This is a genomic window from Bacillus sp. FSL M7-1020, assembly GCF_038050415.1.
GTDB lineage: Bacteria > Bacillota > Bacilli > Bacillales > Bacillaceae_G > Bacillus_A > Bacillus_A toyonensis.
This window is the reverse complement of the sequence record NZ_JBBOTW010000002.1, coordinates 154788-168883: the sequence shown is the minus strand read 5'-3', so window position 1 is coordinate 168883 and position 14096 is coordinate 154788. Positions and strand designations below refer to the sequence as shown.

Here is a 14096-nt window from a genome sequence, read left to right as displayed (position 1 = left end):
AAGAAAAAGGGTGATTACTCTTGTTTGAAACAACCTATTTAGCTGGTGGTCGATTAGATCCACCTTTTCATCCAACAAAAACAGAACCATTTATACCTGGTTTTATTATGGATTCTTTTTCGTTCCAAACAAATGAAACTACATATACTTTACCTGCAGATATGGAGCTGTATGCAATAAGTGTAAGTGCATCTATATATGAATTAGATGATAAATGGAGCTTAGTCGTGAATGGTAAAACGATTTGTAAAAACATATATACCAAGGATATTCCCGAAGGTATGCACTTCATGGTTTATAAACCTTTAGCAGCAGGAAGTACTGTTCAATTTTCATTTAAAAATCAAGGTATTCTTGATAAAACAGTATGGTTTGAATTGCATTTTTTATCATAAAGGAGGGGTATCATGAGTTTTGCTGTTACGTATATGGCGGGCGGTAGATTTGACGCTCCTTATTTCCCTACAAAAACGGAACCGTATATAGAAGGTAGAAGAATTGGAATAGATGATTCAATAAAAAAAGATGAATTCTCACTACCATTCGATACAGAGTTAATTGCATTTTCTATAGCTGCATCAAGTTATAGTGATCGTGATTATTGGAATCTATTTATCGATGGGAAACAAATATTTAAAAATGTTTATGTAAAAGATGTACCAGAAGGGTTCAATTTTTCTATTATTAGGCCTATTCCGGCTAACGCCGTATTAAAGTTCGAATACCACAATATAACCGGCACATCCAAAGTAGTAAAGCTGAATTATCAACTATTAAGAGATTAGGAGCGTGAAACCTATGGCATATATTGAAAAAATAGTATCAGAAGCAGAATTTCATATGGAGTTAGTAAACACCATGGTTGCAAATGGATGGAAGAAAGTAAGTAGCTTTTATAAAACAATTTATAAAGCTACTAAATCAGAGGAACCTGAACATAAATATTGGGCTGCGAAGCATGTGGTTTTAAAAAATAACGATGGTGGTTTATACGGAATTGTCCAAGCTTGGAAATGGACTACAAAGTCTAAATTAAACATTGATTTTTCTAAGCCAGAGGGAAAAACCGAATTTAAGACATATTTAGAAAACAACCCACAATATAAAGATCGTTCATGCATGTATTTGTATATGATTGAAAAGCTTCCAAGTTATCTAGAGGATAGTGTAATTATTATGGGAGCAGAAGACAATAAAGAATTCCAGTCTATTATGGATGTTGAATTGGCTGAGGTGAAAGCTATAGAAAAAACGGGACACTCCAACAACGGACCTTATACATATACCGTTTATGAATATACAGATAATCCAGATTTAATGATGTCGCCTTGGGTTAAATCGACTTTAAGGAATCCTAAATTGCTAAATATAGACGCTGATACAAATTGGTGGCCAGATTCTTTAGTACGTATTACAGGGCAAATTGATAAAGATAGGGTTGTCTTATTAATACAAGCAGATAAAACTCCCGCATTTGAGAATAATACTGTCCCTGTAACTCCGGTATACATGGGACGATTAGAAAGCTATGCAAATGATGACACTATAGCGGATGCTCTTTGGGCTGGAACTGCTTACGATGAAGGTGGAGAAAGCTCTTCTCACAGTTTTAATTTTGAAAGTAAAACGCCATTTAGGGATGTATCTAGCTATATGCCACGCACAAAGCAATACCCTAAATCGCCAGGTAACGGCATTGATAACGTAATTATTAAACGTTCTCGTTTTGGTGCAAGGTACCAAGCGCATTATATTGCATGGAATATACCGAGTAATATTATGCCACCCGATCGAAAAGGTGCTAATGGTGGCCAATATCCTACAGCGTGGCAAAGCCACGATAATGACGAATATAAGTATCAATTCAATCCATCTTTATATAGCGGTAGGGTTCATACTTCTAGGGCTTATATTGTACATCCAGATGAAGGGGTGCGCGGTTATATGCCTTATGTTGTCCTTCTTTCTCCGCTAGGATTGTTAAATGGAGATAAATTAAAAGTTAGACAAAATACATGCCCAGATACGCATGATATCTACAGATTCTTTACCGTAGATGCAATTTCACCAATTACAAAAATGCCAGCTACTGCATATCGCCCAGCAGGGTTAGGTATTTTCGAGAAAACAATATAGGGGATGAATATAAATGTGGTTCGATAAAATTGTAAATTTACAAACCTTGCCTACTGAATTAGAAAAGTTATTTATAGATCACGGATGGAAACGTGATCTATTTTTCCGTATCCGGAGAGAAACCAGCAAATTTATTGATGTCCGATTATTTGAATCCACTGGAAGTGATTTGGAGCGTAGAAGATTTGGTTTTGCAGTTGCATATGATACTGCTGATTCAGATTTCGCAGATTCCAGATATGTAGCCACAGAATCACGATTAGGGGATTTTGGAGTGGGAGATGGGGAAAAAACAAACTTTATTATTCCTACTTCTCCAATCATTGCGAGTTCGTTATCTATTTATATAAATAGTATCTATCAAGAAAAAAACACTTATACAGTGGATGGTCGAACCGGATTAATTAAATTTAATACACCAGTAGCTAAAGGAGCTAGAGTGACAGGGGAATATCGTTTAGCTAACGATGCATATGAGCCAACGAATGATATTATTTTCTTTACTTACACTCGATACTTTATTGAGAAAGAAGTGAAAATTAGTGATTCAGATGCAGATTTAGGGAATGGTAATGGCACAAAAACAGCCTTTAAATTACCATACCCAGATTTTGATGAAAGCCGTTTTGCAGTATACAAAAACGGAACAATTTTAGATACAAATAACTATACATTTACAGGTGATACTATTATTTTCAAAGTTGCTCCTGCAAGTGCAGATAACATAAAAATTGCAGGCACACGTTTGCTAGAATCTAGTAACGGTAGCGATGTAACAGAAATACTAGCCGCAAAGACATCATTTGACGTACAAAGTACATCTAAAGTCCTAGCTGAAATCTTTACATCTATCAATTTTGTGAATGCTTCTCCATATACAGTACTAAGTTTGACACCCGAGCAAAGATTCACAAAAGATTGGAAACGTGATTCTGTTGTTTACATGTACGGTAACGCTCACAAAGATCGTGTTGTAATGTTTATGCGAATCGATCCAACACCAAGCCCTGTACGAGCTTTGTTTGTTCCATTGTACATCGGAAGAATGTATACATTTGATAATAAACCGCAAAAGAATTTAATTATTATGGGCGGCTGCCGTTCTGGAGAAGAATTCAACAATTCTACCAAAAAAATCGGTAATGCAAATATGGACTATGGTGAAAACACAACCGGTGGAAATCTTACGCCTGTTTTGTCCCAATCTTTAACCGGGTCTATGTATCAGCAGCATTACCTTGCGTTTATTACTCATAATGCCGATATCGATAGTGGCCAAGGGAGATTTAACCCTTCTATGTATAGCGGTAAATACCATTTATCACAAATTTATATCGTACACCCTAATGATGGATATGTAGGGAAACTTGACGATGTATATGCTGTACATCCAAAAAATATTCAACAAGCAGACGAGCTTGAAATTGAAAAAACTGTAACAGATGAAGTGATTGGTAAAGGTGATGGAACTAAAAAGATATTCCATTTAGAGCACAAACCAAAAGGAGATACATTGAATCTATTCATGGATTGTAAGGAAGTTCCTAAAACGGCTTATGACTATAATCCGGATGATAAAACCGTAATTTTTAAGGAATTCCCTGGTGGTGAAATTCTAGCTAATTATCAAATGGCGCAATTATATCGCTACACATTGCCAACAACAGCGGTTTCTCCATTCACAAGTAAGTTTTCGCCGTTCAATCCAATTGGCTTAGCAATCTATAAAGAAGATATTTAAACAAGAAAGGGGGAAGGCAAAAGATGAATGAGAAAAAATATTCAATTGCTGCCCCTTCTTTATTTATAAATGAAAAAAATCATATAGTTTCTGTTAGTCCAGGTCTACCATATGAAAAGACTTATTGTATTTCAATTTCAATTAATAATCCTTTTGGGAAAAACGAGCATGAGTTTCCTGTAAGTATGCCGCCTAATTCAAGGTTTAAAGCTGTTAAAGAAGATTCTGCTGATGTATTTGCAACAAAAGTAAATAGGATTAAAGGTGTCTTCTCTGATGTAATTAACCGGGCTTCCAAGGACATTGAAGTTGAAGCAAGTATGACAACATTAAACGCTTTTAGTATAGACCGTAACGTTAATATAGATATTTCTGAAATGGAACACTCCTTACATTCAAAATGCTTTGCAATAGATATTACAGATGATGAGTCAGCAAAGCAGCGTAGACGTATTTTTGATATGGACCATGTGAAAGAAGAACTTGTAGATAAACCATTTGATACACATGAAATTACAATTGTAAATGAATCTATTATGTCTAGAACTACAGATGAATATGAAATGAATGAAGTCATAGAAGAAGAGCTTCTTCATAAGAAAATTCGTGAGTTTGCTACAGAAGTAGAAGAACTTCCCGAATGGGTAAAAGTAGCTCGTGTATTGTATGGAGAAAAATTCTACGAAAGTATATTAGCAGACCGAAAAGAGAAAGAATTGCAGTCAAGTACGTTTGAGAATGACACGGGTGAGATTGTAATTAAAGAGTTAGCTGTGGTAACAACAAATCCTTTAGAAATGGCGGATAGATGTATTCATGAAGTGGCTGCTTCTTATGAAGAATATGATCTATTTAACGATCTGGGACTACCCGTTTATTTACCTGATTATGATCTATTTGCAAGAATCCAAAGAGAATTAAAAGCAGACTATGCAAAATTTGATACTGCAGATAGAAATATTTTTCAAGTTGACGGGGGTTCAATATCATTCGAATTAGCTGAAAGAGAACAGATAGAAACAATAGCAGCAGTTGTAATCTATGAAACATCAATGCGAAAAAACTTATCTTTAAAACTAGAAACCTTTGATATAGAAGATGCCAAAAGAATTCAAAATGAAGTGATAGCATCCTCTGTGCTTTATGAACACGCAAATAAAATTCACTCATGTCATGAAAGTGAAATTGAAGATGAGACACAATCAATTCGAGTTACAAATGAATTAATCGGGAATTCTATCGAAGGAATGGAACTGATGGATAATAAGAGCCGTGAACTTCCTATTGATGTAGTCGATTCTTCAGGTGATTTTATTTTAACTCGGGATCTTATTGTAGAAAACATTATTGAATTTGATAGTGCTACTCGTGAAATTGAACTAATCCATAACATACTAGACAATGAAACCAATGCTCACAAAGTATTATCAGAAATAATAACAGATTCCATTGAATCACGGGAATTTAATAGGAAATCACAAAATATCCATTCATACATTACAACAGATGAATTGAGCGCACGAGAAACCAAACAAATTGATGTTATAGAGGGAGAATCCTCTACAGCAGATAGAAGTATTATCGAATTAGAAGCCAAAAATGAAGAGATGGATTTATTTGAAGGTATGGGACTACCTGTTTATTTACCTGATTATGAATTATTCGCAAGGGTTCAACGGGAGTTACAAGCAATGACAGTGTTGTCCGATATAATGGATCGTTCTAAAGTTACTATAAATTCTGGAATCGTTGATACCATTGATATGGAGCGTTACGCACCAAATATCATGACGGATGTTTCCGGAATAATAGATTTTAAAAGACCTGTATTAGAATTAGATTCACAAATCGCTAATGATTATGATGCTGCTGACACACTTGCAAAGCAGTCTTTATTACAAGAACTAGATACATTTGATAGAAATGTACGTGTAGCAACTGATATAGAAGAATTCGAGCGATTTAATAGTGATTCTTGCATAGAAAGTTCAGTAGAGGAATTTGAACCATTCGAGAAAGTTCTTGGAATTAATACTGAAATTAACGAAAGTGAAAGGTTTATTATTAATAAATTCATTGATTCAGAGTACATGCAATTTGATGATTTTCTTGTTAATGATATTTACCCTACTGAAATCATTGAAGTTGATGAAAATAGAAAAGTTCAAAAAGAAAAACCAAAATTATGGTTACGTCATAGCCGTTCTTCATGGTGGACAAATTCTAATTGGAAGAAAACAAGATAGGGAGAAATAAAATGGCGAAAATCGGGGATATTTTAAAGCAACCAGAACCAGGTTGGAAACGATTCGATGATACAACCCCCCTTATTTCTTACAAAGGGACAAACTGGTATTTACTTTCAAGGGGCGTAGTACCAAATAGTTACAACGAAACACAAATGTGTCAACGTGATGATCCAAGCAAAGGTTCTGTAGAATTTTCGTTTAATGGTACAGGTATTCGAGTAATTACCACCCAGCAAATGAATAGATCACCAGATGTTTTTGTTGAGATAGATGGAATTCCCTCAGGGAGCTATTCATCAGGTAACTTTTTGATGATTAAAAACCAAGTGTTATTTTATGAAAAGGTAGGGTTGTCTGAGGGAGTTCATACGATTAAACTAACGGGGAGTTATATGGAAATGGATGCGTTTGATATCTTAAGAGGAGATATAATTCCTCCTCCTATTAAGATAGGGGATATTCTAAAAGAACCAGAACCAGGTTGGAAGCGTTATGATGATAACAATTCTTTTATTACGTATGAAGGTAATTGGCAAATAAATTTATCTTCTGCAGCCGCTTATTCCGGTAAATACCATGTTTGTAGTGGTAAATCAAAAATAAGTTTCTCATTTGAGGGTAGTAAGCTTCGTATAATAGGTGGTACTAATAGATATTGGACTGGCACTGTTTATGTCGAGATAGATGGTGAAATTTGTGGTTCTTATACGATGGATGATCCCGATTCTTGGGGGGAATATTCTATTCTCTTATATGAAAAAAACGATCTACAGTACGCAACTCATAATGTGGTCTTATATGCAGATGATACGAGTACTTTAGATGCCTTAGATATCGATGATCTCGGAAAGTTGTTGCCGCCTAGACCAAAAGTTTCGTTATACAAAAAGCAAAGTGGAAAAATCCTCGTAGATGATTTTAATTCTATAAACCCGGAATGGATTATATCACCTTCGGATTCATTTAGTATTGCTGCGAGAAAAGGCTTTATGAGATTGAATCATTCGGCTGATAGAGATGTAATGTTATTAATCGATAAGCCGCAGGGAGATATAGCAATACAAGTCATCGCTGATTATACTCCTGATGTTGAAGGGGATAAGGGCGGATTGATTATCTATCAAAACGCTGATAATAAAATAGAATTTCTTGAATCTCATTCTATTAATAGTTCTAAAGAACACAGGGAATGGCTTGCGACTTCTACTGGTGAACAATGGAACTTTTACAGCAAGGTAGATGCTACCTTTGATTATGCAGATAGCGATAAATTAGAAGCGACTAAAATCGGTGTTGTATTAAAGAAAGGTGTCGCAGATCCATACAAGCCACTAGATATTGATCGTATCATTATCACGAGTGGCCACAAATTAAAGTTAAGACAACTGTTCCCAAATAACAGAGTAATTTTAAAAGATGAAAATGGCACTACACTATCTATTAATCAAGTGGGCAAATTAAATACCGGTATAGATATAAACTTACCATCTTTAGAGTTTCAAGGGTCCATTGAAGTTTACGATGAACAAAATAGACTTATTGCAGAAAAGAAAACTCTATTTTATGGCGGTGACATCTATAATATGGGTTCCCCTATAAAGATCATAATGGACTCTAAAGAATTAAACGATACTGATTCAACTGATTTAGGCTATATGATCGAGGGAAAAAGAATCATTAAAATGATTGTCCAAAACGAAAATTCTGTAGCAGTTCAAAATCTCAAACTTTCTATTGAGCAATACATGGAAAAGGTAGGGTATACCTGGGCAGATATTTCGTTAGATAAATCAACTTGGGCAGATCAAATTACAATAGATAAAATAGGTGCAAATAGTTATGGGGAATTTTGGGTGCTGGTAACTAAAGATTTAAACTACATTGGTTTTGAGCCTATTTTATTTAACATTAAATTGCAACATGATTGAGGTGTTTATATGGGTACTGAAATGAAAATTAATCGTTCCAAAGGAAGTACAGGTGATAGTTCATCCCCTGTACTTATTGAAAAATCTGAGCAAATACTTGTACAAAAAGGACAAACTCAATACCTTTCAATTAATATGGAATTTAATAAATTTGACATTCGAACTATACATGTAACAAACAGCAAGAACGTTGAAGCTATCACTACAATTTTTGATAAGAAAAAGGATGGTCTGCAGATATATAAGAGTCTTCAAGAAAAGAAGACTTACGATATATTAGCCATTCCTTGCGAAGATAAAGATACAACAAGTTCTGCACATTTGTATATTGAAAACAAAGGAAATGAACCGGCCTTATTTACGTTAATTATTAAAGCAGTAAGTTTAAAATAAAGGAGTGTCTTTTATGGAAGAACATATTTTTAAAAGATTCACACCGTTAAAAAAGGATATATTTAATCTGGTTATTAACGAGATGTTACGTGTTGGCTGGAAACAGATAAATGAAGGAAAATCAACTTCAAATGATGTCTATGTTATGTATTCGAATGGCAATGATGGTAAAAAAAATATTTATATCGAACTTATACCATATGATGGAAGGAATATGGAGGAAAGCCCCAAAAAAATAGATTTTGACGTTAGATCAACGATATATTCTGATGCCTTCTTTAAATTTTGTTATGGATACGATAAAGAGAAAGGCCGTGGGACTAGTTCCGATCAATCTTGGCCGACTAGTTGGTTCCGGGGAAGGAATTACAATGATGGATTCGCTTCAAATGGTCCTCAAATTGCTATAGATACTGAAATTGAATTCTATCTATTTGTTGATAAGGAAAAATTTATAACCTGTACAATTCCACCTATAAGCACAAGATTAGCTCCTGCAGTTACATATATTGGGGCACTAGGGGGATTAATGCTAGAAGAAAAACATGAACCATATACACGTGCTTTAGTTTGGTACGCTAGTGCTTGGAGTGGAAATTATTCAACCAGTAACAATGGCCTTACTTTTAATCGCCCAAAAGGATCTAACGATACAACTATGTCACAATCATATCGTAGTACTTGGCTGCAAATACCTACAGGATTAAATCCAAATATCGATAATACCTTTCTACTATCTCCGTTTTATATTTTATCAGATAGTTATGGTGTTCGTGGTAAGCTAGAAGGAATATATCAAACTAGTAATTCGCAAATAGTAAATGGTGACATATTAGAGATTGAAAGAAATAACGAAATTCATAAATATAAATATATAAATGCAACTGGTAGTTATGGTTCCTTACCTGCTTCGTTAGCATTCCGTATTGAATGAGGTGATTATCATTACTGTCTTTAAAGGTATTATTTTTGAGCCTGAATTCCTATCATTAAAGAGAAATTTAGTTCAAAGAAGCGGCAAAATTATTGACGATATTTTTTTTATCGGAAGTAGAAAACCTCTAAAACGAAACGGAATGATTTTTTGTGAGGATTTAATAGTAAATAATGATTCAAAACAAGAAGTGAGCTACCCTCGCCAAGAACCATTAGAGCATTGTTGGAAGAGACTAAATATGTAAATTCTAAGCTTACAACAGTAGGCTTTTTTATTATGACTAAAATTTGAAAGGAGGTGAGGACTTGGAAAGAATTCACGAACTCATAAAAGTATTGAATATAAGTGATGTTATTACAAGTACTCAATTTAAAGTAGGTGGTGTTATAAGTTGTGGATTAGGAACATTATTTAGTTTTCTGTATGGGAAGATGAATTTAATTTGGATTATCATTTTGGTATGGGTAGTTATATTAGATTGGATAACTGGTAGTAAGGCTTCAAAATTAGATGGTACGTATTCATCACAATATGGAATTGAGGGCATTGCACGAACTGTGGTGCTTTTTTTATTACCTTCTTTAGCGCATTTATTTGATATTGCATTTAAACTACCAGAATTTTTCTTTTTTATGGTAACGGGTGGTTTAATTTATCATATTTTTAATAGTTTTACAGCCAATTGTGTACGGATTGGCTGGGATAAATGGATTCCTACTTGGTTGTTAGAAAGTGTATCTTCTGAAATAGAGGCGAAAATTAGAAGATCAAAATCTAGAAAAGAAAAAAATTAAATAAAGACAAATATAAAAATGATAGCAAAAGGAGCAGTCTCAATTGAGGTGCTCTTTTTATTTATGCAAATATTAAAGGGGAAAATAAGAAATGAAAAAATTAATGAAACAATGTAGCGCGTTATTTATCATGTGTATTATTTTATTTTCTTTTTCTGCAAGTGCTTTTGCAGATAGAGAAATGATTATTCCAGATTTACCTAAGCAAGGATACAGATATGGTGTGGGTACATATGAGGGAGTAGTAGCACATTCCACAGCGACACCAGAAGCACCTGCCATCAATATTAGAAATTATGAAGCTAGAACATGGAGAAATGCATTCGTTCATTATGCAACGGATTGGGATGAAACAATTCAAATCGCTTCTACTAAATATCGTGCATGGGGTGCAGGTCCAGCAGCAAATGCTAGATTTGTACATGTAGAACTTTCTGAGACTAGTGACCCAATTAAATTCAAAAAATCGTATGAAAGATATGTAAAGTTACTTGCGAAAATTTTAAAAGATAGAAATATCCATCCGAGTGTTGGATTATGGACTCATAAAGATATCACATACAAATTAGGCGGTACAGATCATGAGGATCCACAGGGGTATCTTGCTTCACATGGTGTATCAGAAGCTCAATTCCGTTCTGATGTTTTAAAAGCATATAATGGTCATTCTGTCACTGTGGAAGTAAAACCACAACAACTATCTGAAAGTGTAACGGATGTAACGGGAGTAGCTTATATCGATGGTTTAAATGTAAACCTTCGATCTGGACCATCCACAAGCAATGATGTCATTCGTAAGCTACAAAAGGGTGAATCATATAAAGTCTGGGGTAAAGTAGGAAACTGGTTGAATCTTGGAGGGAATCAGTGGGTTTATAACGATTCATCGTACATTCGCTATAAAGAAGAATCTTCATCTGTGGAAGGTAAACGTGTAGTCTCTAAAGTGAATGACTTACGATTCTATTCAAAAGCTTCTTGGGCTGATAGAGATGTTGTAGGAACTGTCGGTGAAGGTTTAGGGTTCACTATCGTTGATAAAGTATCTGTAAATGGTTCACCACAATATAAAGTGAAGAATAGTAGAGGTAATGTGTTCTATATTACAGCTAGTTCTTATTATGTAAATGTGAAGTAGTGAGTAATGGAAAAGAAGGATTTAATAGGAGTATTGAATCCTTCTTTTTAAGATCTAGTTAAAAAGTTCCTGCAGTACGTTCTGTTAAATACTTAGTATCTAAATAACCTAGGTCTTGAACATGTTGATGTAACTTCTGAAGTAAGTGCTTATCTTTGCATAAAATACTAATATCAAAACCATCAACTATACTCAGTAAAAATTCACAATCACTAGTATTAAAGTCTGATGCTGTTCTTATCCATGTTGGGCTATTCTTTTTCATATCAGGAAAAGCGCACATTGTTAAGAAGACTAAAAAGTATTTTTTGTTTATTAAGGTTTGTTTTAACTTATTTTCAGTTATGAAACGTTCGTCGCCGAGTAATTGTTCAAATGTAAAATTATCATGAGAATCTTTTAGGTATATTTCGGCAGTATCTATTTGCCAAATGAAATTGTTAGAATTAAAAAGTTCTAGTAATTTTAATATGGACAAATTAAAGTTTTCATCTTCTGGAGCGTGAAAATGTATTCCTATATTCATTGTATGCTAGTCTCCCTTTATTTATATTATTTAAGGAAATTGCCGGCTCTTAATCGAGGCGGCTTTTTTTGTTTTAACCAATATTTTCTTGAAAACCCCTTCTAAAAGAACGTTATTATCATATAAGAGTCAAATGTTTTAAGTCTTTTAAGAATGATTCCCTGGTTGCTGTGAAATAGAAAAATAATAGACTATATTCTGAGGGAATCTAGAATGTAGTCTATCATTATAGATTTTAAAACATTAATTCAGGGATTTTTAATTGATTTTTAAGTAAGTTCCAAGTCTCATCTAGTATGGGTTTTGGTGGTATGTAAATAATTGTTCCATCTCGACCTCTTGTTAAAATAACTCTATATGCATTGAGTTTAATTTGGAACGGATCTTCGACACCCCATTGATAGTGCTGTCCCTTCCAAGCCCCATTCTGTAGATAAAGATCATCATCCCAATGAACGAGCGCCATATCTAGTTCAAGTCCTTGTGTTTGAAATTCAGTTGCGCTGTAGTTAAGGTTTTTACAATAGTATTGAGACCCTGGATAGTTAAAGTATTGAGCGATTTTACTAGGCCTTTCATACCTTTCATCTAGTGGTAGAACAGGGACTTCTTTTTGACGATCAGCGCCACCAGCACAGACGACACCAACTGTTTTTGTATCATCTTGATAAAGCTGGTTTAAAGTAATTTTTGCTTTTTCTAAATCACGCGTAATAAAAAGTTGATAATGTTCCTTTGGTAGGTTATGAATAAGCATTTTCGTTTGTTCAAAATTAATATCTAATAAAGTATTAATAATTTCATAGTATTTTAAAGCTGCATGAGCACGGAAAGATGAGTTTAAATGTAGCTGAGAATGAGTTTTATAATGTGCTGCATTTGTGAATACAGAATTAGGGTGTTTAGAATGAACAGTCACGTTTTTTCCAGCAATCGCAGTATTCCACAGAGGGAGACCGCCTTCTTCACCAGAATAGATCTCTTGGCCTTCCCCAATTAAGCCAATTGTTACACTCCACGGCTTATTATTTGTAGTAATATTCATTATAATATCCGGTTCACTTAAGTGCTGGGCTTCTCTCTTTCTTCGAGTGAGTGATTGGTCGACTTTTTTGGTATCCCATGCTCGCTGTGCCTCATCAAAAATGATAATTTGTTCTTTTGGAATCATTTTCTTTTCCAGAAAATCCATTTTATATCCATATAGACCTTGTACGAACGTTCTATTTTTTAACGTATCTTGTAATACGTCTACTAATGGCCCGTTACCAGATAAATAAACTGCATTTTTCATTTCATGTGCAATGGTTAGACCCAAATATGTTTTACCTGCCCCTGGCTCACCAGATACTAATATTAAGTGATGGGTATTTGTATTTTGTGCTTCTTGAATAATTGTGCGTATAGTTTGTTGTACTTTTGGAAAATTACTGCTTGATATTGCTTTAATGTCAGGGAGTGGTTCATTATGTAAAATGGAACGAGCAGCTTCTAGCATAGAAGGTGAAGGTTCATAGAAACCATTGATTATTTCGTCTAGCGTCAACGTTTGTACTTCTGTTTTCTCTAATATTCGTTTAATAATACTTTCCAATCCATCAACTGTTGAAAGGGTTACTTGATAATCTTTTTGGAATTCCCATTGTTCACCTTCATAGTTTGTAAGCAGTAGAATACCTATGACTTGCATGTTAGATTGTTGAATAGCTGAGTGATAATGCTGGAGATCACGCATATAAAGTGATGTTTGAATGTATTCAGAAGGTGAAACGTGATTATAACTTTTACACTCGATGACTATCAAATAACCATTGATTAATAAAAGTATATCTGGACGGCGGCCACCTCCGCGTAAAATCTCATATTCAAAAATAAGTGATGCATCTAAATTAGGAAATCGATTAAATAAATCTTGTAGTTTATTGTAACTATCAATCCATGCTCTCTTTTGAGAAGCTATTTTAGAATCATTTGCATTGATTTTATAAACATGATATTGCAATTGTTTAATGAATAATTTTAAATCTAATTCTTTAAATTGTTCAATAGTTCCAGCCCAACCATAATTCAAGATAAATGCCTCCTTGAGGTGTATTAAGAAATATGTATATCCTTATTATAAGGAATAATATAACTAGTTTGGAATAAGGAAAGAGTTAATCCGTATTTTTCATAAAGTAATGTGTTTCAATATATGATCTAATACATAAGAAATAACTAAAAAATTGCCCATTGAGTGTTAGATGTAGTTTAA

12 protein-coding genes are annotated in these 14096 nt (G+C 34.0%); 10 read left to right on the top strand and 2 right to left on the bottom strand.

From position 1 onward, the window contains the following. The first annotated feature begins 20 nt into the window (after nucleotides 1-20). The 10 genes from MHB70_RS27410 (at nucleotide 21) to MHB70_RS27365 (ending at nucleotide 11316) form a co-directional block, all read left to right on the top strand. Complete coding sequence (locus tag MHB70_RS27410; RefSeq protein WP_061530335.1) at nucleotides 21-395, top strand: hypothetical protein; 375 nt, start codon at nucleotides 21-23, stop codon at nucleotides 393-395. Nucleotides 396-407: 12 nt separating this feature from the next. Next, nucleotides 408-785, top strand: coding sequence for a hypothetical protein (locus tag MHB70_RS27405; protein ID WP_061530336.1), 378 nt, complete (start codon nucleotides 408-410; stop codon nucleotides 783-785). 13 nt (nucleotides 786-798) lie between these two features. Further along, nucleotides 799-2136 (top strand): hypothetical protein, encoded by a 1338-nt coding sequence (locus tag MHB70_RS27400; protein WP_061530337.1) that lies wholly within the window; start codon nucleotides 799-801, stop codon nucleotides 2134-2136. A gap of 13 nt (nucleotides 2137-2149) precedes the next feature. Then, nucleotides 2150-3877: a hypothetical protein gene (locus MHB70_RS27395; RefSeq protein WP_061530338.1), complete on the top strand. Its 1728-nt coding sequence runs from the start codon at nucleotides 2150-2152 to the stop codon at nucleotides 3875-3877. A gap of 23 nt (nucleotides 3878-3900) precedes the next feature. Beyond that, complete coding sequence (locus tag MHB70_RS27390; RefSeq protein ID WP_061530339.1) at nucleotides 3901-6123, top strand: hypothetical protein; 2223 nt, start codon at nucleotides 3901-3903, stop codon at nucleotides 6121-6123. An 11-nt stretch (nucleotides 6124-6134) separates the two neighbouring features. Then, nucleotides 6135-8054, top strand: coding sequence for a hypothetical protein (locus MHB70_RS27385; RefSeq protein ID WP_061530453.1), 1920 nt, complete (start codon nucleotides 6135-6137; stop codon nucleotides 8052-8054). A 9-nt stretch (nucleotides 8055-8063) separates the two neighbouring features. Continuing rightward, a complete protein-coding gene (locus MHB70_RS27380; protein ID WP_061530340.1) occupies nucleotides 8064-8447 on the top strand; it encodes a hypothetical protein in 384 nt (127 codons plus the stop codon). A 13-nt stretch (nucleotides 8448-8460) separates the two neighbouring features. Then, nucleotides 8461-9381 carry a hypothetical protein gene (locus tag MHB70_RS27375; RefSeq protein WP_061530341.1) on the top strand — a complete coding sequence of 307 codons (921 nt, stop codon included), beginning with the start codon at nucleotides 8461-8463 and terminating at the stop codon, nucleotides 9379-9381. A gap of 308 nt (nucleotides 9382-9689) precedes the next feature. Beyond that, nucleotides 9690-10178 carry a phage holin family protein gene (locus MHB70_RS27370; RefSeq protein ID WP_061530342.1) on the top strand — a complete coding sequence of 163 codons (489 nt, stop codon included), beginning with the start codon at nucleotides 9690-9692 and terminating at the stop codon, nucleotides 10176-10178. Nucleotides 10179-10269: 91 nt separating this feature from the next. After that, entirely contained in the window at nucleotides 10270-11316 is a 1047-nt protein-coding gene (locus tag MHB70_RS27365; RefSeq protein ID WP_061530343.1) for an N-acetylmuramoyl-L-alanine amidase, read from the top strand. Nucleotides 11317-11374: 58 nt separating this feature from the next. Here the strand turns inward: MHB70_RS27365 and MHB70_RS27360 are convergent, their stop codons facing one another. Together MHB70_RS27360 and MHB70_RS27355 are read right to left on the bottom strand one after the other, a co-directional pair. Beyond that, on the bottom strand, nucleotides 11375-11842 hold the full coding sequence (locus tag MHB70_RS27360) for a DUF2691 family protein (RefSeq protein ID WP_061530344.1): 468 nt from the start codon (nucleotides 11840-11842) through the stop codon (nucleotides 11375-11377). A gap of 235 nt (nucleotides 11843-12077) precedes the next feature. Beyond that, on the bottom strand, nucleotides 12078-13913 hold the full coding sequence (locus MHB70_RS27355; RefSeq protein WP_061530345.1) for a DNA/RNA helicase domain-containing protein: 1836 nt from the start codon (nucleotides 13911-13913) through the stop codon (nucleotides 12078-12080). Between the last annotated feature and the right edge of the window lie 183 nt (nucleotides 13914-14096).

Excerpts from the sequence above, each read along its gene's own strand:
- MHB70_RS27385 (WP_061530453.1), top strand. The coding sequence starts at position 6,135 with ATGGCGAAAATCGGGGATATTTTAAAGCAACCAGAACCAGGTTGGAAA.
- MHB70_RS27395 (WP_061530338.1), top strand. The coding sequence starts at position 2,150 with ATGTGGTTCGATAAAATTGTAAATTTACAAACCTTGCCTACTGAATTA.
- MHB70_RS27360 (WP_061530344.1), bottom strand. The coding sequence starts at position 11,842 with ATGAATATAGGAATACATTTTCACGCTCCAGAAGATGAAAACTTTAAT.
- MHB70_RS27375 (WP_061530341.1), top strand. The coding sequence starts at position 8,461 with ATGGAAGAACATATTTTTAAAAGATTCACACCGTTAAAAAAGGATATA.
- MHB70_RS27365 (WP_061530343.1), top strand. The coding sequence starts at position 10,270 with ATGAAAAAATTAATGAAACAATGTAGCGCGTTATTTATCATGTGTATT.
- MHB70_RS27390 (WP_061530339.1), top strand. The coding sequence starts at position 3,901 with ATGAATGAGAAAAAATATTCAATTGCTGCCCCTTCTTTATTTATAAAT.
- MHB70_RS27405 (WP_061530336.1), top strand. The coding sequence starts at position 408 with ATGAGTTTTGCTGTTACGTATATGGCGGGCGGTAGATTTGACGCTCCT.
- MHB70_RS27380 (WP_061530340.1), top strand. The coding sequence starts at position 8,064 with ATGGGTACTGAAATGAAAATTAATCGTTCCAAAGGAAGTACAGGTGAT.
- MHB70_RS27400 (WP_061530337.1), top strand. The coding sequence starts at position 799 with ATGGCATATATTGAAAAAATAGTATCAGAAGCAGAATTTCATATGGAG.